Raw genomic sequence first — 21,540 nt, 5'->3', positions numbered from 1 at the left:
GGCATGCACCCCATGGTGACCATACGGTCCACATGGCTGTACACCGCCACCACCTCGTCCGGCCGGTAGAGGTCCTCGATCAGAAACTCCCGGCGCAGCTCCTCCGTGGTGTAGCGCTTTACGTCCCGCTGGTTGGCGGAATAACGGATATTCATATCAATCGTCTCCTTTTTTGTTTAGACAAAATCCTTGCGCATGGGGGTGAAGATGTCCAGCAGAGCCCCTGCCTTCAGGCAGACGCAGCCGTGGACCACACCATCCTCCTTGAGCAGGGTATCACCCTTGCGTACCAGCCGGGTCTCCCCATCGATGGTAAAGGCAAACTCCCCCTCCAGCACATAGGTGATCTGGGTATGGGGGTGGCTGTGCAGCTTTCCCTCCGCTCCCGTCTCAAACCGGTTCTCCACGCACATCAGATCCTCGCTGTATGCCAGTATCCGGCGTACCACGCCCGGATCTGTGGGCTGGGCCAGCGTTTCTTCGTAGGGCACCCAGCGCTGCCCCTTCTCGGTCATTGGCATGATCCATTTCCCCTTTCTACACACACCATTTACGTAATCGTTTTCTTAATTGTATTATAGAACTATTGCTTTGTCAATGCATTTTTCTTTCTTCAGTTACAGAAAAATTTCTTTCTTTTTTATAAATTATCTTCTATTCTCTTATTTTTTCTTATCGACCATAAAGTCAACGTTTACTTTTTGCAAAAAAAGAAGTGCCAAAACAATCCTGCTTTGGCACTTCTTTTGCATTTTTAGCACTGAGGCGGCTGCGCCGAAACACAGTAAACGTTAACGGTCTTTCCGCTGCGGCTGTTAAAAAATACCCGGTCACCGGCGTGGCTGTAAATAGGATGAGGGTGCGCATCCTGCCCCAGCCAATCACTTTCATGCCGGCACAGAGGAATCCAGGTCAGCCGGCCCGCTTCCCAGTCCGGGAGCACCTTGCAGATATACTCGGCATCTTTTTTGTGGGGATCCGGACCATGATCGGTGCTGTTTTCCCGTACTTTTTTTATCTCCCACGGATACTTGAAGTACCCGTCGCAGACCAGATTGCCTTGGTGATCCATGGTAAAGTGACCGTAGGCGTCGTAGTCATCAGGAAGTGCAATCTCCCAGTAACGGTCAGACGCCAGTTCATACCGTCCCACCATAGCCGGTCCGTCGGCGTAGCCGCCGTGATAGATGATGCTTTCCCCGTCATCACTCCACATCTCATGACACACCCAGTCTCCGGCACTGCGGGGGTAGCCCCTGGAATCACCCAAGGTATCCGTCCCTTCGGTACGCACCCGGATCAGCGTATCCCCAGCGTGATCATACAGCCAGATGCGCCGAATCCCGCAGTCAAAACTGGGCCACTCGTGATTGAACATGATCTGCTCCGAATTGCAGGGATTAAACTGCACATGTGTAATCCAGCACCGAGGCACCCGTTTTTCGTACAGCAGCGCTCCGCTTGCCGTGTCATAGACACACAGATAGCTGCTCAGGTCCTCGGCCTGCACCCGTCCATCGATATCATATACCGGCCGCCGGTCTAGACCGCTGCCCTCGGTCTCCGGATCGTAATCCAAACACCGTCCGTCTGTCATGGGCACGCACAGCAGCCGGCCATCCGCACTGACATGGGTAAAGGCCGTCATCCGTCCATCCGGCACCCGGTTAAGCACCTGTACATTTCCTTCCAGATCCACCTTGCAAATGGCGTCATCCTGAATGTAATAAAGCACACGTCCGGTAGCATCCAGACATACGCTGGCCTTGCCCAGCCCCTGCCCCGGCGTACCGTCAAAGTAGACGTAGCTCTTGAGCAGTCCCTTCCGGTTGTCCGTCAGGATGCGCTCCTCCCCAGTAAACAGGTCACGGGCCAGAATATTGGGGCTGCCCGTACGGTCGGTGAGCAGAAAGATCCAGCGGTCGTCCCGGCTCAGGGACGAACAAGTAAAGTAAAGCAGCTGTGTGTCGTAGTTTTCCCGGTCGGCACAGCCACTGATCAGCATGTGCCCGTTCACAGGCGTATCTCTCATGGTATCACCCTCGATCCAATTCCGCTTTTCCCGCCCAGGCGGGTTAGTTTTATCGTACTCTGACATACTCGGGCTGTCAAGCGCTATCCTTGACAGGCTGTGAGCCAGGTAGTATGGTTTTATGCGAAAGGTCGGTGACGCGGATGGACAACAGCAGGACTGCGCAGAATGCGTATGAGATACTCAGAGCCGGCATATTCGGCCACGCGGTAGGGGATGCGCTGGGCGTACCTGTGGAATTCAGCCCACGAAATCATCTGCTCCAGCACCCCGTCACGGACCTGATGGAGCCTGTTGCCCGGGAATTACCAAAAGGCGTCTGGTCGGACGACACTTCCATGGTCCTGTGCACCATGGCCAGCCTGACCGAGCGTGGCGGCATTGTTCCGGAGGACATCATGCTGCGCTTCTCCCAGTGGGCAACAAAGGGCTTCTTTACCCCCCAGGGCCGTGCCTTCGGTATGGGCCGCACCACGTGCAAAGCCATCGCCGATTATCTGCACGGCAGGCACTACGGCTGCAAAACAGAACGGGACTGCGGCAACGGTTCGCTGATGCGCATACTGCCCATCCCCCTCTATCAGCACATCACCGGGACTGGCAGCACGGCGGAGCAGCGGATTCGTTCCGTCCATACCGTGTCCGCCCTGACTCACGCCCACCCCCGGGCCATGATGGCCTGCGGTATCTACAGTTTCGTCATGGAAGCCCTGTTGGAGCAAAACGGTCCTTCCGCTATCCTCCGGGGACTGGAGCAGGCGGACGCCTTCTACCGGGGCTATCCGGAGCACGACGCCTTTTCCCGGCTGTTCTCCCCTGATTTTGCCCGGATGGACCCGGAGGACATCCACAGCAGCGGCTATGTGGTGGATACCCTGGAAGCTGCGCTCTGGTGCCTGCTGACCACGGAGGACTATTCCGGATGCGTCCTGCAGGCCGTTAATCTGGGCGGGGACACGGACACGGTGACTGCCGTGGTGGGCGGGCTTGCCGGAATCCGGTACGGCTTTGACGCCATTCCAACCAGCTGGGTCTCCGCTCTGCTCCGGCATGACAGGCTGGAACAGATGTGTATGGAGGCCGCGCAGCGCTGGTCGTCAGCCTGCCCCACTGCCACAGATTAAAACGGAGGACCCGGCAGATACCGGGTCCTCCGTTTTCTATGATATTATGGTTTACATACGCCGCAGGGGGTATATCCCTCCTCCAGCAGCGCCTCCCGGCTGCCGGTATAGGTCTGCTTGTTGGACTCTTTCATGTCCGCCACGCTGGAACAGGTGGGCAGGTGGAACTTATGACTGCTGGTGTTCAGGATGTAGGTCGTCTCCGCCGGCGTGTCCGGCGCTGCGGATTCCTCCGGAAGGTCCTCGCCGTCCCGGGCACTGTAACCATTGGCATAGTCGATGGTGATCCCCGGCTGGACATTGTAGACATAGACGCAGAAACATACTCCGTCTCCGCTGTCCTCCACGCTCTCCGCCTCCATGAGCACGCCGCCGGCCACCAGATTTTCTCCCTCAAACACAGGGGTCACCCGATAGAGGACGTGGTTGCCGGTCTCTTTTACATAGTCGGCCACCATGTTCTCAAAGGGCAGCATCCCGTCCACATTCATATAGCGGGTACCGGTAATCAGGTTGCGCTCATTGGCATTCTCTCCGGTAAGTTGGAAGCCGATGAGGTGGCAACGGTTGTAGAGATACTGCCCGTCGTACTCCACGTTCTCCCAGCCGCTCGGGGTGACCGAGCTGATGCTCTCCCGCTCCTGGGTGGGCATCAGGTCCTGCCCCACATTGGCATAGGCCGTACCGCAGCGCCCCAAATCGTCCAACTCGCTGTACGTTTCAAAGGACTCGGTGGTAAACTCCTCCTCGGTGAAAAAGGGCTCATTGTCGTTGACCGTGACATAGGGCTCCCCGGAATAAGCCGGGATCTGATCCAGCGTGGCGGCACCGGAACTGGTGCTGACAAAAGCGCCGTCCTGACAGGAACTCAGCAATAGGGCGCACAGCAGCGCCAGCGGCAGGAGCATGGTACGGATTCGTTTCATTTGCGGTAGACCTCTTTCGTAATGGTTTCGTGGGAATAGCCTGAAAATTCTTCCCGGCTGAACAACTTCCAGTTCTCCAGTGACACGTCCAGGCAGGTGTCCGATGGATAGGCACGGTTCCAGCGATAGATCACCAATCGGCCGATTTTTTCCACCCAGGGGGCCAGGACCTGCCGCTCTACAAAGCAGCTATCCGCTATCCCAGCCCGGGCCAGGCAGTCCTTCGCCACCACGATGGCAGCAGGGACAGGTTCAAACTGGCTTGCGGAATAAGCATCCATCCACAGGGTGCTTTCTGCGCACTCCCGCAGGATATCCGCCCGCACCGCCCGGTCCCTACTCTGCCGACGGTTGTGGAAGAGCATCCCGTTTTTCTCATCCAGACACAGGTACACGGTCATCTCCGTTTTCCCTCCTCTTACGGTGCAGATCGGATCGTGTACAGTTCAGTATAAAGAATCCGTGCCCATTTGGCAAGCAAAAAACAGGAGGCAGAGCCCACTGTATGGGTCTCTGCCTCCTGTTTTTCCGCGTTACATTTCTTCCCTGCGCCGCAGGATCTCCACGGTACCGTGGTCACCATCCACGCGGACATAGTCTCCGGTATGGATGACCTCCGTGGGGTCCTGATCCAGGTCCGTCACCCCCGGACAGTGGGTAACCACACAGCCCAGGGCGATTTTTGTAGTGGTCTCCTTGAACACCATGGCCAGCGGCGCCACACCGTTGAGTCGGGCCTGATGGAACTGGCTGGACCAGCCGGAGGACCCCTTGGCGCCGTGGTAGACCAGCACCTTGCCCGCAAAGCAGGCCCCGGCCAGCTCGTGACGCACATCGATGATCTTGCCGGTCCGGACGTCGATCCCGCCCCAGCCGGAGATGGTCTCACGGGTAACCAGGGCCTCGCCTTCCACGACACCGCCCACGACCTTGCGCCCGTGCAGGACGATCTTTTCCATTACAGCTCACCTCCCCAGTGACCGGTGACCGCAGCCTCCACACATTCCTCCACCGAGCCGTACCAGGACTCAATGCCGGTAAAGTTGGGCAGATAGTGGGCCTGCTTGCCGGAATCGGTGGCCATGACATGGGCTCCCTTCGGCTTGAACTGTCCCAAAGCCGGACAGCAGTCCCGCATGACCAGGCCGCCCGCTTTCTCAATGATATCCACATAGCCGCAGCGCACCGCCAGATCCCGGATAGACTGGGGCACGAACACCCAGAACGCTACGCCGTCCTTGATATGCCGGCCCTCTACCAGTCGGGCCACTTCCTCCACCTGGTCGATGGAGTAGTGGGGGCAGCCCAGCATGACAAAGTCCACGTCGGTATTGGTTCCACAGCTGTTGAGCAGCTCATAGGCCCAGCGCTTTTCCTCCGGGCCGAACTTCAGTTCCACCGGGTGATTGCCACCCAGGGCCTCTTCCACCGTGTGAGCGTCCGCCGTGATCCCGGGGATGTGGTACATCTCGATCCCGCCGGCAGAGGCGGCCGCCGCGCCGAAGTGCTTGAGCATGTCCCGCACAGGGAGCCGGTCGATGCCGGTGAGCACAGGCACTTTATCCTGTACAATCTTGCCCACCCAGTAGCCCAGAAGGCCCCAGTCTTTCTGGGTCAGCACAGGTGTCTCCACCCGGATGAGGTGGGTACCCCGGCGGTGTTCGTCACAGTGGTAGCCCCAGTAGGGGATCTTGCCGGTCAGCATGGCCGCCGTGGTGCTCTCCGTCCCCTCGCAGTTGGTGCGTGCACCCAGCACGCTGTTGATGTAGACCACCGCGCTGGACTCCATCCAGGCACAGTGCTCCCCACGGACGGGCACGTTCCCCACCTGGTAGGGCGTGCAGGTGCACATGGGCTTTACTCCGATCTTGCGCAGCCAGTCCATATTCCGCTCATAGAGAATTTTGTCCTCTTCCGTTCGGTCAGACAGGCGGTAATAGTCCGGCTCCATGTCCGTTTCAAACTGGCAGCTGGGTACCTTCACCCGACCAAACTCAAATGGCTCGTCGCTGTCGATGTTCAACTGGGAGAACAGAGTATCAAAGCTGTCGGTATTGGCCTGCTTCATCTGGTCCTTCCGGGCAATGAGGTAGCCTCCCACGTTCCGGGTATCCACCAGCCGCTCCGCGCCCAGCGCCTCACCATAGTGGACCAGGATCTCCATGGCTTTCTGTACAGCCAGGCCCTCCTGCCCGTCCAGCATGGCTTTTTCTTCGTCTGTCAGGATCATGAACCGTTTCCCTTCCTTTCACTTTCGCTCTTCTCCCGGATATCCGCGCAGTGGAGTCTGACCCCCTGCGCCTGCAGATGCCGCTGAAGCTCGGTCACATCCAATTCCGGGAAATTGTCGCTCAGAGCAGCCGCAGTACCGGCCGCCTCGCCGCTGACCGCGCACACCGGGATCACCCGTGTGATGTCCCACATGTCGTCGCTTACCGAAATATTGCGCCCAGCCACCAGCAGATTGGGCACCGTGGAGCTGTACAGGGTGCGGAAGGGCAGCTCATACAGCGGCCCGCGCTTGCGCCAGTCACAGAAAGTGCCCACGCTGTCCGGCATGTACACTTCGATTTCGTCCGCATCCATCTCGTACGCCCCCGCAAGGCGGCGGGTCATGCGCAGCAGCGGAATGGTGGACATGGTAGTCGGCGCAAAGTCGGGCGACTGCGCCTTATGCAGCAGCATGTCCGCCAGCATGTGCTGGTGTCCGTCGGCCACCATTTCGCTCAGCTCCACCCCGTCCAGTCCCCGGTAGCGCCGGCTGCCCGCGATCACCGTATCCACATCGTTGTCCCAGGAGTTGCTGGACTGGTTCTCTCCCGGCACCACGTCGCTCAGTCCATACATGCGCAGGTTGATCTCCTGGCCGGCATAATAATAGTACCAGCTGGCCAAGCCATTGTCCCCGCCGTAAAGCACATGGCCGGCATCGGCATACTTGACTACATAAGAATCTCCCGTAGCATCCACCACGCTCTTGCAGCGGATGGCACAGCGCTCGGACTTGTTCTCCACGATAACTGCGTCCACTTTGTTGCCATCCTTCATAGCCACACCGCATACCAGGGTGCCGTACTGGATGTTGACTCCTAGTTCCAGCAGCAGCTTTTCCGCTTCCAGTGCGAAAAACTCCGGATTAAACTGGGCAGTGAGCCGGGGCCCTGCCCGCCGCTCTTCTACCGTATGGGGCTGAAAGAAGAGCTCTGTATAGTCCTTTTCCGCACCGTGCTTAATGGACAGTCGGAGCAACTCCTCCACCAACCCGTACTCTGCCTGATGTCCCAGGCCGTCGCACATGGGCAGATAGATAGTGATGAGTCCCAGCGTAGCCAAACCGCCCAGAGCGTATTCCCGCTCCAGCAGGGTGACCCGCGCCCCGTTTCGGGCCGCAGCCACCGCGGCGGCAATACCGGCGATCCCGCCGCCGCAGACCAGCACGTCGCAGTCAAACAGCACCCGCAGCATCCTTCCCTTTTCTTCGATCCCGGTCATAGGATCCACCTCCAATCCATTTATGAGACCGTCCCCATAACCAGCCGGGGCAGCCACAGGCTCACTTCCGGAACATAAGTGACCAAAATGAGGATGGGCAGCGCACCAAAGACCAGGAAGGGCCACAGGGGGCTCATCATTTCGCGTACGGAGACATTGCATGCCTTACCCGTAATGAAGATGTTCATAGCCATGGGCGGTGTAATGGTGCCCACGCCAACAGCGACGAACATGATGACACCCAGCTGGATCTGCGTCAGGCCAATGGCTGTGGCGGTGGGCAGCAGCAGAGGAGTCAGTACCAGCAGCAGTACGCCGGCATCCAGGAAACACCCGGCGATGATAAGTACCACATCCAGGATCAGCAGGATCACCAGACGGTTGTCCGACACACCAGTGATCAGCTGAGTGATCATATCAGGTACACCATTGGTCACCAGGATCCGGGAGAAAATGAGGGTCATGGGGAACATGATGAGGAAGGAACCAAGAGAAGAACCGGTGCCGACAAACGCGCCGAAAATGCTCTTGCCGTTGAGGGTACGGTAGACCAGTACGCCCACGATCACCGCGTAGAGGCAGCCGATGCCGCCGGCCTCGGTGGCGGTAAAGGTACCGCTGTAAATGCCGCCCATAATGATCACAGGCATCAGGAATGCGGGAATGGCGCTCTTGAGTACCTTGGACCAGCGCTGGCTCTTATGCAGCGCCTCCCGCTCGGCCTCCGTCATAGGTACGATGGTATCCGTGGCCGGATCCAGGCGCCCGGCCTTGGCGGGATCATGCCAGTGGCGATAGGTCACACGGTTGATGACCAGATAGAGCACCGCCCACAGAATACCCGGGATCACCGTGGCCAGGAACAGGCCGGAGACCGATGCGCTGGATACATTGGCATAGATAATGGCATTCATATTGGGCGGGATCATATACCCCAGCGGGCCGCAGGCCGCGATAAAAGCCGCCAGATACCGCTTGTCCCAGCCCATCTCCCGCAGGCGGGGGGCCATCATGGAACTCAGAGTGGTAACGGTAGCGGTGCCCGAGCCGGAGAGGGCGCCGAAGAAGCAGGCCACCACGGGGATAGTGGCGCCCATGCCGCCTTTGAAACGACGCATGAGTTTCTCAGCCAGATCGATCAATGTGCGCGCTATCCCGCTCTTTTCCAGCAACACACCCGCCGCCATGAACAGAGGAATAGCCAGTGTGGAAGTGGAATCCAGCGAGTAGAACGCAGTAGAAACGAAGCTGCCGGTGCTGGCCCCGGTGACCAGCACATAGGCCAGGGAACCCCAGAGGAAACACCAGGGCACGCTCATACCCAGGAGGATGAGTACCAGGATCACCACTACGGCAATGACAATACCGCTCATACGTTCTCACCCTCCTTCCAGCGCAGAATCTTTTTGACAAAATTGATGGCATAGTACATGGCCATCATAATACAGCTGATCACCATGAACAGCTCCAGTGTCCAGACGGGGATCTGCAGACCGGCCGTCACGTCGCCGTATCCCTGCAGCTTAAACATGTACTGCAGGCACAGCCAGCCAAACCAGCCCAGAGCCACGCCGCTGAGGCCGCACAGGACAATGTTGATCAGGCCTACGATGCGTTTGTTTTTTACGAACATATCCAGCAGCTCGATCTTCACATGCCCGTCATCCCGGGCCACAAAAATGGCTGCAATCCACACGCTGAGCAGCATCAGATACACAGGCAGTTCCTCCACACCGCCAATGGAGACATGGAATACATAGCGGACCAGCACCTGAAGCACCACGATGGCAGTCAGCGCAATCATGAAAATCCCCAGACAGACCTGCACGGCCTTGAAGAGGATATCATCCAGACGCTTTAGGAATTTCATGGTTTGCCCCCCTTACATCTTCTCCCAGCGGATCGCTCACCCGTTATAGGAATTGATGACATCCCAGACCTCGTTCCAGGTCTCCTCGCCAATCTCTTCCTTCATCTTGTCGTCCAGGCTGCGTGCATGATCGATCCAGGTCTGGCGTTCCTCGTCGGTCAGTTCATGGATCACGGTACCGTGGGACTCCAGCTCCGCCAGAGCCGCCTCACCATTGGCCTTCTCTTCCTCCAGGAACACGTCCTGTGCCTCCCAGGCACACTCGGTCACGATCTCCTTGAGGTCGTCAGGCAGCTCATTCCACGCATCCCGGCTGACCACCAGGTTGTTTCCGCTGGTCCATTGCCAGTCGATATCACTGTAGTAAGAGGGATTGGCGATGTCGTAATACTGGCTGGACAGCACGCTGGTGGCGGCAAACTCCAAGCCGTCGATGGCGCTGGTCTGCATGCCGGTATATACCTCGGAGAACGCCATGGAGGTTGCATTGCACACATCGCCCCAGTAGGTCTGTACCACCTTATCTTCATAAATCCGGCACTTCAGATCCCGGATATCCTCAATGGCACCCACCTCATGTTTGATATTGAAGAAACCGCGGAACACACCGCCGCCTACGGCCACCAGGTGTACGCCGTCCTCTTCCATCCACTCCTGTGCCAGTTGGAACAGAGGCGCGTCGGGGCTGGCAATGAGTTCTTCCACCTGGTCATAGTCGCTGAACATATATGGGATATTCCACGCGCCGAACCGGGGGTCGGAGGTGGACATGGGCTGACCGTAGAATACCTGCACTTCATTGTCCCGCAGAGAACCCCACAGTTCCTCTGAAGCACCCAGCACGCTGCTGTAATAGGGCTCAATGATGAGCTGGCCGTTGGTGCGCTCCGCCACCAGATCGCAGAATTTCTGTGTCGCAATACCGAAGGAGTTGAAATCCGGCTTGGCGGAAGGATCGTTGTAAATCGTGCCCAGCTTCCAGGTGTAGGTCTCGCCGGTGTTTTCCACCGGACCACTGCTGGCTTCTCCTCCGTTCGTGCCGCAGGCGCCCAGCGTCAGCGCCATGGATGCCGCAAGGATTACCGCGATAGTCTTTTTCATACAATTGCTCCTCCTCACTGTAAATATAGCTATTTATTTTACTTTTTTCGACACCTATCTTCCCCTTTCCCCCCTTTTTTACCTTATGTGCACAGTATACTAATATTCGCAGTTTTTGTACAATCGTTTTAGACTATATCACCATTCCAGAATGGAATAACAACCGTTATAATAGAGACAGGTTATCCCAGTTTGCAGGGGGAGATGATACCATTGGACCTGGCTCAGATCCGCTATTTTCTCAGCGTTGCAGACAACCTCAGCTTCACCCGGGCCTCGGAGGAGCTTTATGTCTCCCAGCCCACGATCAGCAAACAGATCGCCCTGCTGGAACGGGAATTGGGCGTCAAGCTGTTTATTCGGGACAACCACAGCGTCCGTCTGACCTACATCGGTCAGATGCTCTATCCCGACTTCCGCGAGGCTCTTTCCCTGATTGACACGGCCGTACAGAAGGCGGCCAGCACCACAGCCGATGTACGGGGGCAGATCCGCATCGGCATTGGCAGCATGATGGATATCAATTACATCATGCCGGGCTTTCTGCGTGCTTTTTCCCAAGTCTATCCCGAGATCCGCCTGAAGATCACCAGCCACCCCTTTTCCGTTCTGCAGCAGAAGCTGGAGGGCGGAGAACTGGACGTGATTTTCACTTACAGCCTGGAACCCCCCAAAAAAGGGGATCAGACCCGCATGGTGGTCTCTCGCAGCCACACCTTTCTGTACTATTCCCAGGTGCTCATGCTCCAGGAGAGCGGCCCTCTCTCCCTCCAGGACTTTGTGGACAAACCCTTGTTACGCCTGCGGGAGCATTCCTCTGACTCAGCCACTTCCATCTATTACAGCGATGTGGCCGCCTGCTCCGGACTTCAGTTCCAGCACGTAGTAGAGGTGCCGGACATGGAGACCATGATCCTCTACCTGGAATCCGGTCTTGGGGTATGCATCATGGGACGCAGCTATCGGATCAATACCAGTGCCAATATCCGCGCCATCGACCTCTCGATGACCGACCACCTCGCCAGCGTAGGCACCGACGCCATCTGGCGTAAAAGCAACCACAACCCATCCCTTCAGCTGTTGTTGGATGAGATACAGCAGTATACCTCCAGTGACGACCTGATATAAGCAAAAAAGGACTCTCGCTCCAGCGAGAGTCCTTTTTTATCTGATGCTATTGTTCTGCCGCCTCGTTCTCCCACCAGGCCACTGAAGCGCGCCAGGCAGCGGCGTTTTCCTCACTTTGGGGCCGTGGCGTCAGACCTACCTCCTCTACCAGGAAATCCCCCAGCCAGGCGGAAAAGATACCGGCACCCTCCCGATTGAGGTGGCCGCCGTCGTACAGGTGGCGGCTGGGCGTCAGCCCCATCTCCTCAAAGCTGTCACTCCAGTCATAAAACAGCGCCTGGTCATCCATCTGCGTCACTTCCCTGCCGATCTGTGCATACCGCTCCGGCGTACAGCGGGTATAGCTGGGGTGAATGGTAAGGATAGCCTGAGCACCATGCTCCCTGCACAACGCCAGGATCCGCCCCAGCCATTTCAGATTGTCGGCATAGTGCTCATCAGAGATGATGCGATCGGCCACATAGGGGGTCTGCCCTACTCCCTCCTGTGTACCGGCCATGGGGGTAAATCCCTTGCGCTCGTTCCACTCCACCGGGTGCAGAGCCCGCTCCACATCCTCCCGCTCCACCTCTTTCCAGCGGCTGTGATAAAAGTAGAGGTCAAAGAGCAGGCCCGTGCGCAGCTCCGGCTCAGAGGCGGTAAAGATAGCCCCCAGCTTATTGAAGGAAAAGGGCATCAGATCCACATTGAGCTGGGTATAGTTCTGATAGGGCTCGAAAAACAGAGAAGTGACCTCCACCACCACCGCCGATGGCGACTGGGTGCGGAAAATTTCCCGCAGATACCAGTAGGAGATGGACAGCGTCTGTTCTGAACCGGCCATCACGTACCCCGTCAGGCCGCTCTTATCGTAGATTACCGCCGGATTCACATCGCAGTAGGTATAGGAGCTGCCCAGATAGATCACATCCAGGCTGTCCTCTGGCTCAGCCAAAAAGGCACTCCAGGTGGAACCGAAGCTCACCTGGGGCGGGCGCAGCACATCGGAGATAAAATGGATCATCAGTCCCGTCAGCAGCAGGAATACCAGGGCAAGGCACGCTTCCTTCCGCCGGGCAGATCTACGCAAGACGACCATCTCCTTTCTTAAAAGCTGAACCCGTACAAAAACGCCTGGGCATCATAGCCGGTACCGTAGCTGCCGAACACCAGGCAGGCCAGCAGCAGCGTCCACAGGATCACCCAACGCACCAGCCGGGGGGCCGCCAGATAATCTTCCACCGGATCGTGTCCTGTCCAGCGCAGATCGACCAAAAACAGCACCAACAGTCCCACCGCTGCCACCAGCAGCTCCTGCCGGTCCAGACCCATGCTCTGGAACACCCACAGCGGCCCATGGAGCATGCCGCTCAACACCGCCAGCGCGTTGGTAAGACTGCCGGCCTTGAAAAAGACCCAGGCCACCGTGGAGAGCAGGAAGGTCACCGTGATGGACGTCAGATGCCGCACAACGCTGTCCTCGTCCTGGTGCAGACAGCTCCAAACCCGCGTCCGCAGCGGTGCAGTCACCGCACCGGCCACCTGATACAGGCCGTTGAGCGCCCCCCACACCACAAAGGTCATGGCCGCTCCGTGCCAAAGGCCGCTGACTGTAAAGACGATGAGCACATTGAGGTATTTCCGGAGCGTTCCCCGGCGGGAACCGCCCAGGGGGATGTACAGATAGTCCCGGAACCAGGAGGAGAGAGAAATATGCCACCGCCGCCAGAACTCGGCGATGGAGCGTGAGAAATAGGGCGTGCGGAAATTCTCCAGCAGGGAAAAGCCCATGCTCCGGGCCACGCCCAGCGCCATATCGGAATAGGCGGAGAAATCGCAGTAGATCTGAAAGGAAAAGGCCACCGCCGCTCCCGCCAGCTGGAGGGCGCCAAACTGCTGGGGGGCACCGAACACGGTGTTGACCAGCACGGCCAGCCGGTCGGCCAGCACCATTTTCTTAAAGGCCCCCCACAAAAACCGGACCAGTCCGGCCCGGAACTGCGTCCACTCGAAGGTGTGGGCCCGGCGGAACTGAGGGATCAGCTGCCCGGCCCGGCCGATGGGGCCGGAGACTACCTGGGGAAAAAAGGACAGAAAGAGCGCGTACACCACAAAGTCCCGCTCCACCTCCGCTTTACCCCGGTAAACGTCAATGACATACCCCATGGCCTGAAAGAGATAGAAGGAGATGCCCACAGGCAATACCAACTCCAGCACTGGGGCAGAAAAATCTACCCCCGCCGCGTTCAGCAGCCGACCCGCCAGGGAGAGCGCAAAATTGACGTATTTAAATAGAAACAGCAGCACCACATCGGCCGTCAGACACAGCGCCAGCACCCACCGGCTGCGCCTGCGGGCCAGCGCCAGCCCTGCCAGGTACGAAGAGACCACGACGAACAGCAGCAGCGTGAGATAGACCGGCTTTGCGCATAGGTAAAAAAACCAGCTGGCCAACAGCAGCCACGGGTTCTGCATGCGGCGGGGCAGGCAGAAGTAGACCACCGCCGTGATGGGGAAAAAACAAAAAAAAGACAGCGACAGGAAGGTCAACGTCCTCCCCCTTTCTTGGAAAGGGCCCGCCGGAGCAGAATTGCTCCGGCGGGCTCCGGACTGTGCCTCAGTTCTCCTGGGCCTGGGCGCTCATGGCCTGGTCAAAATGTTGGTTGATCTGCTTGGTGAATTCCACCGCCGCATTATATCCCATCTTCTTGTGGCGGTTGTTCATAGCCGCCACTTCAATGATGACCGCCAGGTTCCGGCCCGGCCGCACCGGCACCGTCAGAGACGGGACCTGCACATCCAGGATGGTGGTATACAGGTTCTCCAGCCCCAAACGGTCGTACATGGCTCCATCCTTCCACTGCTCCAGATTGATGACCATGTCGATCTCGGCCTCATCTTTGACTGCGCTCATACCAAACAGCCGGCAGACATCGATGACGCCGATCCCCCGCAGCTCAATGTAGTGGCGGATCAGCTCGGGCGCCGTGCCCACCAGGCGGTCGGTAACGTTGCGCTTGATCTCCACTGCATCATCAGCGATGAGCCGATGGCCGCGCTTGACCAGCTCGATGGCCGTCTCGCTCTTACCAACACCGGATTCGCCCAGCAGCAGCACGCCCTCGCCGTAGACCTCCACCAGCACACCGTGGCGGGTAATCCGGGGAGCCAGATAGGACTTGAGTGCGGCGATGATGGTACTCATCAGCACACTGGTCGTATCCTGGCTGCGCAGAATGGTACGGTCGTACTTTTCCGCCATCTCCATACACTCCGGGTACGGGTCGATGCCCCGGGAAATAATGAGAGCGGGAATATCCTGAGAGAGCAGCTGCTCAAAGCTCTCCCGGCGCTGGTCCGGCGTCAGGCCGGAGAGATAGGTGGTCTCTACCCGGCCGATGACCTGCAGCCGCTTGGGATCAAAATAGTCAAAAAAACCGGTGAGCTGAAGACCTGGACGGTTTACGTCCTCCGTCCGGATGGCGCGGTCCTCATAGCCGCCCCCACCCCGCAGCACCTCCAGTTTAAATTCCTTGATCAGCGCTCCCAGTTTGACGCTGTACAGGCTCTCCATAGGCGACGCCTCCTTTTTGTCACAGTATACCATTTCTCCCTTCCTTTTTGCAACAAAGATTGTGAAACCATATTTTTAAAAAAATACTTGCATTTTCTGCGAGAATCTGCTATCATATCATTCGATGCTTTACGAAGCGTATCCTGACGAGCGAGGAGGTATAAGCGAATGGCCAAATGTGAATTTTGCGACAAGGGCGTTGTGTTCGGCATCCAGGTTTCCCACTCTCACCGCCGCTCCAATCGTCCTTGGAAGCCCAATGTGAAGCGCGTCAAGGCGATTGTCAACGGCACGCCCAAGCACGTTTATGTGTGCACCAGATGCCTCCGTTCGGGTAAGGTCACCCGCGCTGTGTAATAACATGAAAAGCCAGTCCTTTGGGACTGGCTTTTTCCCTGTCCTCAGATCGATCAAAAAGCCCGCATGCAAAGCATGCGGGCTTTTTCCCGTTCAGGACTGCGTAACAACCACGCGTACCACCGCGTCCTCCCCCAGAGTTCCGCTGTAGTAGACCGTGAAGGTATCTGCATAGGCTTTGGCTTCCGAGAGCGTCGTCCAGCGCTGGGTATTGGCATTATAGACCTGCACTTCATCGCTGACCGGTACCCGGATGCCATCCACCACCACCGCCTCGGTCCCGTCAAATGCCGAGCGGGCGATCCCCTCCGCCGACTCCAGAACAACGATTCCAGCCGTCTTGCCTTCCGATGTGGCCGCTACGCCGCCCACCGTATCGTCTTTGACGGAGGTACCGGTAATATAAGCCTGGCTGGTGCCGTCCCCGTTCTCCACAGAGACGGTCAGATTGCTATAGCTCATGCCGCTTTCGCCGCTGTTTACTTCACCCGATGTCAGAACCCCATACGTATAGGCATTCCCCGTTACATCGTCCAGCAGCAGCAGACAGACCTCTCCGCTGTCATTGGTGGCATAGAAATCAATGGAGGCTGCCGGAACAGTATCCACCAGCAGATCGTCCCATTCGATCTCAGTTACCGGGCTGGCTCCCACCCGCTCATAGAGGACCAAATCGTCCGACAGCGGGATGGTACCCAACGTCCTCTGCGGCACTTTGAGCTGATAGCTGCTGCCCCCCGACACGGCGGAGACCGACAGTTCTCCGATCCCGCTGGAGGAGACCTTGACCAGATCTCCCACCTTGGCGCTGCCGCTGGATATCTCTCCTTGTGCGGTCAGTCCACAGGTCAGCCGGACACTGCCGTTCTCCAGTACGCCGTACTGCTCCACCTGTTTCTGAGAGGCAGGGCAGGCAGAGATCACCTCTCCCGCGCCGTTGAGTGTCACGGTGATCCGATCCCCTACGGCAAGGGAGCTCAGTCCTGTCTGGGTATCTTCGGCCACATCCAGATCGATGCCCAGCAATGTAATGCTCTGGGGAGAGGTCGTGTTGGGCGAAGCATTCTCATAGTATCCCGTCAGCGTCACGCCTTCATACGCCACCGCATCCGTTGCCACTATCAGTTCCACACTGCCGGAAGCGCTGTAGTACAGCGTCACGCTGGTGCGGCCCTCCAGCTCATACCAGCATGTGCCGTAGGTGCTCACATTTCCGTCCAGCAGCACCGCGCTCCCACTGGAAACGCTATAGGTGTACCCAGATGCATCCGTAATGCCATCCGCCTCCACCTCAGAGAGCTGGATCTGTCGGGAGACGGTCTCGTCGGGGACAAAGCCGGTCACTTTGCCCGCCTGATCCAGCAGAACCGTACCCTTCCGTCCCACCAGCGCTTCCGGGACCACATTGCTTTGTTCATAATAGCTCAAGCCTTGGGCCGTATAGACCTCCAGGGTGTTGAGAGTCCCGTCCTCCGCCTCGGCGGCATTGTCCAGCACCACCACGCCCTCCAGCTTGGAAGCGCACAGCTGGTCCAGATACTCCTGCCCCGTGCTGGTGGTCTGGTCCAGCATGTGATAGAGCAACAGCGCCGCTTCTCCCCGGTTCAGCGTCTGGTCAGCAGTCTTGGAGATGCCGTCCAGAAGGCCAAGCGCCGCACCTTTTTCCATATAGTCCTCCGGCCAGAAGGGGCCGATCTCCTCATTGGTATAACCCAACAGATGCAAAGCGATGGTGACCGCCTGGCCGGTGGTGACGGCGTCGTCCGGACCGAAGGTGCCGTCTCCGTAGCCGGCCACCAGTCCCTCTTCATAGGCCAGGTTGATGTAAGGCGCGGCCCAGTTGGAACCGGGCACGTCGGAGAACAGGGTACGGTAGGCACTGTTCGTCACTTGACTGCCGTGCCCCTCCATCAAAATGGCCAGCTTGCAGAACTGCGCCCGGGTCAGCGCGTCATTGGGGTGATAACCACCGTCGGAATAGCCCGATACCACATCCAGCCCGGCCAGTACCTCCACGGCCTCGGACACCGTGCTGTCTGCCACGTCGGAAAAGGCCAGCGCCCCGGGGGTGGACAGCCCCGTCAGCCCCAGGCATAATCCGACCGCCAGGGCTGACATCAAAATGCGATGCTTCATTTCACTTCCTCCTTGCTCAGTCCGCTCTCAGGGCGTCCACCGGCTGCAGGCCGGATGCCTTGGCAGCCGGATAAATTCCAAATATGATGCCGATCAAAACAGAGAAGGCAAACGCCCCTACCGTAACGATCGCATTGGGGAACAGGATCAGGTCGTACATGGCCTTTCCCAGGATCAGGGAGAGCAGGAAGCCCAGCAGAATGCCGATCACGCCCCCCAGTGCGCTGAGGATGGCCGCCTCCACCAGGAATTGTCCCACGATCTCCCGCCGCGGGGCACCGATGGACTTTTTGATGCCGATCTCCCGGGTACGCTCGGTCACTGTGACCAGCATGATATTCATGATGCCGATGCCGCCTACCAGCAGGGCGATGCCCGCGATACCACCCAGCACCACGCTCATGGAGGTCATTTCTTCCGTACTCTCCGTCATGGATGCATTGCCGTTTTCCAGTTCATAGTCTCCCACACTGGAATCAATAAGCTCTGCAAGAAACGCGTCCAGCTGCGTCATTACAGCGTCCATATCGTTGGATGTTCCAACTTTGACGGTAAAGGAGGTCAGATAATTGGTCGTAAGAAGGGTCCGGTCCATGCTGTAGGGCACCACCGCCATGTCGTCCATGGAACCCTCCTCACCGCCGTCCTTCTGGTAATAGGTCCCCACCACGGTAAACGGTTCGCCGCCGAAATACACGGTCTCACCAATGGGGTCAGAGTACTGAAAAAGGCTGTCGGCCACATAGGAGCCCAGCACACATACACGGTTGCGCTGCTCAATATCAAAGGCCGTGATATCTCTTCCGTCCTCCAGTGTATAATTGTTGCACACGGCAAACTGGTCGCTGCCCAGATAAAGCGTGCTGCTGTCCAGAGTCGTGGTACGGTATTTCACAGGCAGGCTGGTGGACAGGTCCGGACTGACCCCCTCCACCTGCTCCCCCAGCTCCTCATTGCCATAGGTGTAGAGTTCCTCCATCACGTCTACGGCCCGGCTGGTATCATACCAGCTTACCGTGACATTGACCTTATTGACGCCCAGCTTTTCATAATAGGCCGTTATGTCCGCGTTATAGCCTGAGACCAGCGCCACCAACACCAGAACCGCCGTTACGCCGATGATGATACCCAGCATCGTCAAAAAGGAACGTCCTTTTTTCTCCCAAATGGAATCCAGTGCCATGATAAGCGCATTCATTGCGCCACCCGCGCCGTCCGGGCGCTCCAGTCCACACACACACCGTCCCACAGGGTATCGTGGACGATGTGGCCATCCTTGACCTGTACCCGGCGGTCCGCCTGGGCTGCAATGCCGTTATCGTGAGTAATGAGGATGACGGTGGTTCCTTCCGCATTGAGTTGGCGCATCAGTTCCAGCACTTGGGCGCCGGTCTTGGAGTCCAACGCTCCGGTGGGTTCATCCGCCATCAGGATGGGGGAACGTGCGGCCATGGCCCGGGCTATGGCCACCCGCTGCTGCTGGCCACCGGAGAGCTGTGTGGGGCGATTTTCCGCTTTGGATGCAATATCCACCTTCTCCAGTGCCTCCATGGCCCGTGCCTTCCGCTGGGCCAGAGGTACCTTCTGATAGAGCATGGGCAGGGCCACGTTCTGCCAGACATTCAGCGACGGAATCAGGTTATACCCCTGAAAGATAAAGGCAATCTGGCGGGAACGGATTTCAGACAACTCCCGCTGGGTGCGCTCCCGGATGGAGATTCCATCCAGAAAATAGTCTCCCCGAGTCGGTACGTCCAGACAGCCCAGGATGTTCATCATGGTGGATTTACCCGAGCCGGAGGTGCCGATGATCGCCACGAACTCCCCTTTGTTAATCTCCAGAGACACACCGTCCAGGGCATTGACCTGATTCTCCTGCCCCTCAGCGTAAATCTTGTAGACATCTTTTAATTGGATCAAGCTCATGCGTGTTCCTCCTTTAGCCCATGGGGCCGCCGCCCATGCCGCCCATGCCGCCACCCGGCATACCGCCGCCGCTTCCGCCGCCGAAGCTGGGCCGCTCACCGCTGCCAAAGTCCGGCATACCGCCGCCCGGGAAACCGGAGGTATCACCCTCTTCTCCCTGGCTGGTCGTGTCCCCGCCGCTTGGCGCGGCCTGCTGATAACGGGTAAAGACCTCTGCCCCCTCGTCCACGCCGGAGAGAATGCGTACATACCGGCTATTGGATTCGCCCACCTCTACCGGCACGGCGTAGAAGCCCTCCGGCACGGTCCCGTCCTCCAGATCTACAGCGTTCTCCGGCCGGGTATCCGACTTCACAAACAGGCAGGTGCCCTCGCTGGTACTCTTCAGCGCGCTGATAGGGGCCAGCACCCCCTCCGAAGCATCGCCCACCGTAATGGCGTAAGACACATTGACACCGGCGGACAGCGCTCCGCCGCTGGGAATGGTGATGGTGATGGGGAAATAGGCTACGCCGTTGGAGTTGGTCGCTTCATAGCTGATCTCGGTGACGGTTCCGGTGTAGTGGGTGTCCTCTTCCGCCCCCGACTGAATGATGTCCACTTCCATCCCCATCTGAATGCTGTCGATATCCAACTCGTCGATGTTGGCTGTAATGGTCATGGAATCCAGGTTATACAGCGTCACCGCCGTCTGTCCGGCATCCCGGGGCGTCTCCCCCGCCTTCACCCCTACCATGATGATCTTGCCGGAGATCTCAGCCGTGACCGTGTAGTCCGAGCGTTTTTCCTCCGTCTCTGTGATCTTCTCCTGGGTTTGGGTAATTTTTTCCTGGGTTTGGGTGATCTGGCGGTTCACCGTTTCCACCTGCTTTTGATAGTCCGACCCATCCACGGTAAACAGGACCGCTCCCGCACTCACCTGCTCATAATCCACCGCGTGTACAGCGGTGAGTTCACCGCTCACTTCCGCCGTCAGGTCCTGGCTGGCGTAGCACTCCAGGGTACCCTCCACCGCCGGATAAATCTTCTCGCCCGAGTCGGCCACCAGATATCCGGCGCCGCTCATTCCCTCAGACAGGGCGCCCGGATTCTCCAGTTCCATGGTCACGGCAAAACAGCGGGTCCCCTCCGTGGTGACCCGGTCCACTTTCTGGATGTCAACGACCGTGCCCTCAAACGTCTTCATCAGGCTGGCAATGGACACACCGGCCTGCATACCCACATAAACCTGATCTTCATAGGCATAGCTGAAATATTCCGTCAAGGTCATCTTGCTGTCATCCACCAGGCGAGCCAGCTTACTGCCCGCCGCCACGTTGTCCCCCACATCCACCGCAATCTCGGTGATGCGTCCGGAAAACGGCGCTGTTACACTCAACTGGGCCAGGCTTTCATTCAGCTCGGAGAGCTGGTCCTGGTAGTCGGAGAGCTGATTGGTCAGCTCCGTGATCTCATCCTGATAAGTCTCGATCTGCTCATCCAGTTCCGAGTCATCCTGTGTATAGAGCAGATCTCCCACTTCCACCGTGTCACCGGCAGAGACATATACCTCGGTGATCTCCGCGTCGGAGGCCGTGGTGTATGTCACACTGTCGGCGGGCATGGTGGTGCCGGTGCCCTCAATGGTGGTAGACAGGGTCCCATATGTCGTCTGTTCGGTCAGGGCTACCTGCTCCTCCTCGCTGAAAAACAGCACCCGCACGCCAAAACCGGCCCCCACTGCCAGCGCTGCCACCACCACTATGGCCACTACCCGCCGGACGGGGAACTTTTTCTTGGGGCGAAATTGCGCCGGTTCCTTCTCCGGCTGAGGCTGAGCCTGCTTTCTTTTTCCCAGTGTGAGCTGCATACGCATCCTCCCGTTCCATTTCCATATCGGGGGACAGTATAGCGCT

At 58.2% G+C, this 21,540-nt stretch carries 20 protein-coding genes and 1 pseudogene; 3 read left to right on the top strand and 18 right to left on the bottom strand.

The window, feature by feature from the left end; genetic code table 11:
* From WMO45_RS07660 to WMO45_RS07650, 3 genes and pseudogenes are all read right to left on the bottom strand, one after another.
* A pseudogene (locus WMO45_RS07660) lies at positions 1–155 on the bottom strand (5-dehydro-4-deoxy-D-glucuronate isomerase); the annotation flags it as partial.
* A gap of 21 nt (positions 156–176) precedes the next feature.
* Complete coding sequence (locus WMO45_RS07655) at positions 177–521, bottom strand: cupin domain-containing protein (protein WP_435387682.1); 345 nt, start codon at positions 519–521, stop codon at positions 177–179.
* Positions 522–754: 233 nt separating this feature from the next.
* Entirely contained in the window at positions 755–2,032 is a 1,278-nt protein-coding gene (locus WMO45_RS07650; RefSeq protein ID WP_349139994.1) for a hypothetical protein, read from the bottom strand.
* Between the two features lie 143 nt (positions 2,033–2,175).
* Between WMO45_RS07650 and WMO45_RS07645 the strand changes: the two genes are divergently transcribed.
* Positions 2,176–3,156 carry an ADP-ribosylglycohydrolase family protein gene (locus tag WMO45_RS07645; protein ID WP_349139993.1) on the top strand — a complete coding sequence of 327 codons (981 nt, stop codon included), beginning with the start codon at positions 2,176–2,178 and terminating at the stop codon, positions 3,154–3,156.
* A 44-nt stretch (positions 3,157–3,200) separates the two neighbouring features.
* Here WMO45_RS07645 and WMO45_RS07640 read toward each other — a convergent pair whose 3' ends face one another.
* The 8 genes from WMO45_RS07640 to WMO45_RS07605 all read right to left on the bottom strand — a co-directional run bounded on the left by WMO45_RS07640 (position 3,201) and on the right by WMO45_RS07605 (position 10,545).
* A complete protein-coding gene (locus tag WMO45_RS07640) occupies positions 3,201–4,082 on the bottom strand; it encodes a DNA/RNA non-specific endonuclease (protein ID WP_349139992.1) in 882 nt (293 codons plus the stop codon).
* Positions 4,079–4,483, bottom strand: a complete 405-nt coding sequence (locus tag WMO45_RS07635; protein ID WP_349139991.1) for a hypothetical protein — start codon at positions 4,481–4,483, stop codon at positions 4,079–4,081. Before WMO45_RS07635 ends, WMO45_RS07640 begins: the two co-directional genes overlap by 4 nt.
* A gap of 132 nt (positions 4,484–4,615) precedes the next feature.
* Positions 4,616–5,041 (bottom strand): aconitase X swivel domain-containing protein, encoded by a 426-nt coding sequence (locus WMO45_RS07630; RefSeq protein ID WP_349139990.1) that lies wholly within the window; start codon positions 5,039–5,041, stop codon positions 4,616–4,618.
* Positions 5,041–6,312 (bottom strand): aconitase X, encoded by a 1,272-nt coding sequence (locus WMO45_RS07625; protein ID WP_349139989.1) that lies wholly within the window; start codon positions 6,310–6,312, stop codon positions 5,041–5,043. The genes WMO45_RS07630 and WMO45_RS07625 overlap by 1 nt, the downstream gene beginning before the upstream one ends.
* Complete coding sequence (locus WMO45_RS07620) at positions 6,309–7,574, bottom strand: FAD-dependent oxidoreductase (RefSeq protein ID WP_349139988.1); 1,266 nt, start codon at positions 7,572–7,574, stop codon at positions 6,309–6,311. Before WMO45_RS07620 ends, WMO45_RS07625 begins: the two co-directional genes overlap by 4 nt.
* Before the next feature lie 20 nt (positions 7,575–7,594).
* The gene (locus WMO45_RS07615) at positions 7,595–8,947 is read right to left on the bottom strand and encodes a TRAP transporter large permease (protein WP_349139987.1); all 1,353 of its coding nucleotides are present in this window, start codon (positions 8,945–8,947) and stop codon (positions 7,595–7,597) included.
* The gene (locus WMO45_RS07610) at positions 8,944–9,444 is read right to left on the bottom strand and encodes a TRAP transporter small permease (protein WP_349139986.1); all 501 of its coding nucleotides are present in this window, start codon (positions 9,442–9,444) and stop codon (positions 8,944–8,946) included. Before WMO45_RS07610 ends, WMO45_RS07615 begins: the two co-directional genes overlap by 4 nt.
* A gap of 36 nt (positions 9,445–9,480) precedes the next feature.
* Positions 9,481–10,545, bottom strand: coding sequence for a TRAP transporter substrate-binding protein (locus WMO45_RS07605; RefSeq protein WP_349139985.1), 1,065 nt, complete (start codon positions 10,543–10,545; stop codon positions 9,481–9,483).
* Positions 10,546–10,749: 204 nt separating this feature from the next.
* Between WMO45_RS07605 and WMO45_RS07600 the strand changes: the two genes are divergently transcribed.
* The gene (locus tag WMO45_RS07600; RefSeq protein ID WP_349139984.1) at positions 10,750–11,673 is read left to right on the top strand and encodes a LysR family transcriptional regulator; all 924 of its coding nucleotides are present in this window, start codon (positions 10,750–10,752) and stop codon (positions 11,671–11,673) included.
* A gap of 46 nt (positions 11,674–11,719) precedes the next feature.
* Here WMO45_RS07600 and WMO45_RS07595 read toward each other — a convergent pair whose 3' ends face one another.
* From WMO45_RS07595 to hprK, 3 genes are all read right to left on the bottom strand, one after another.
* Entirely contained in the window at positions 11,720–12,742 is a 1,023-nt protein-coding gene (locus WMO45_RS07595; RefSeq protein ID WP_349139983.1) for an SGNH/GDSL hydrolase family protein, read from the bottom strand.
* 17 nt (positions 12,743–12,759) lie between these two features.
* Positions 12,760–14,202 carry an MBOAT family O-acyltransferase gene (locus tag WMO45_RS07590; RefSeq protein WP_349139982.1) on the bottom strand — a complete coding sequence of 481 codons (1,443 nt, stop codon included), beginning with the start codon at positions 14,200–14,202 and terminating at the stop codon, positions 12,760–12,762.
* 67 nt (positions 14,203–14,269) lie between these two features.
* The gene (gene hprK / locus WMO45_RS07585) at positions 14,270–15,226 is read right to left on the bottom strand and encodes an HPr(Ser) kinase/phosphatase (RefSeq protein WP_349139981.1); all 957 of its coding nucleotides are present in this window, start codon (positions 15,224–15,226) and stop codon (positions 14,270–14,272) included.
* Between the two features lie 168 nt (positions 15,227–15,394).
* Here hprK and rpmB point away from each other — a divergent pair, with 168 nt between their 5' ends.
* Positions 15,395–15,583, top strand: coding sequence for a 50S ribosomal protein L28 (gene rpmB, locus WMO45_RS07580; RefSeq protein ID WP_033116638.1), 189 nt, complete (start codon positions 15,395–15,397; stop codon positions 15,581–15,583).
* Between the two features lie 93 nt (positions 15,584–15,676).
* Here rpmB and WMO45_RS07575 read toward each other — a convergent pair whose 3' ends face one another.
* The 4 genes from WMO45_RS07575 to WMO45_RS07560 are packed head-to-tail and all read right to left on the bottom strand — an operon-like array spanning position 15,677 to position 21,494.
* Positions 15,677–17,719, bottom strand: a complete 2,043-nt coding sequence (locus WMO45_RS07575; RefSeq protein WP_349139980.1) for an S-layer homology domain-containing protein — start codon at positions 17,717–17,719, stop codon at positions 15,677–15,679.
* A gap of 16 nt (positions 17,720–17,735) precedes the next feature.
* A complete protein-coding gene (locus tag WMO45_RS07570; protein WP_349140008.1) occupies positions 17,736–18,854 on the bottom strand; it encodes an ABC transporter permease in 1,119 nt (372 codons plus the stop codon).
* Between the two features lie 59 nt (positions 18,855–18,913).
* Positions 18,914–19,645 carry an ABC transporter ATP-binding protein gene (locus tag WMO45_RS07565; protein ID WP_349139979.1) on the bottom strand — a complete coding sequence of 244 codons (732 nt, stop codon included), beginning with the start codon at positions 19,643–19,645 and terminating at the stop codon, positions 18,914–18,916.
* A gap of 13 nt (positions 19,646–19,658) precedes the next feature.
* Entirely contained in the window at positions 19,659–21,494 is a 1,836-nt protein-coding gene (locus tag WMO45_RS07560; protein WP_349139978.1) for an efflux RND transporter periplasmic adaptor subunit, read from the bottom strand.
* Between the last annotated feature and the right edge of the window lie 46 nt (positions 21,495–21,540).

This window comes from Flavonifractor hominis, assembly GCF_040095835.1.
Taxonomy (GTDB): Bacteria; Bacillota; Clostridia; order Oscillospirales; family Oscillospiraceae; genus Flavonifractor; species Flavonifractor hominis.
This window is presented reverse-complemented; position numbering and strand designations above follow the sequence as displayed.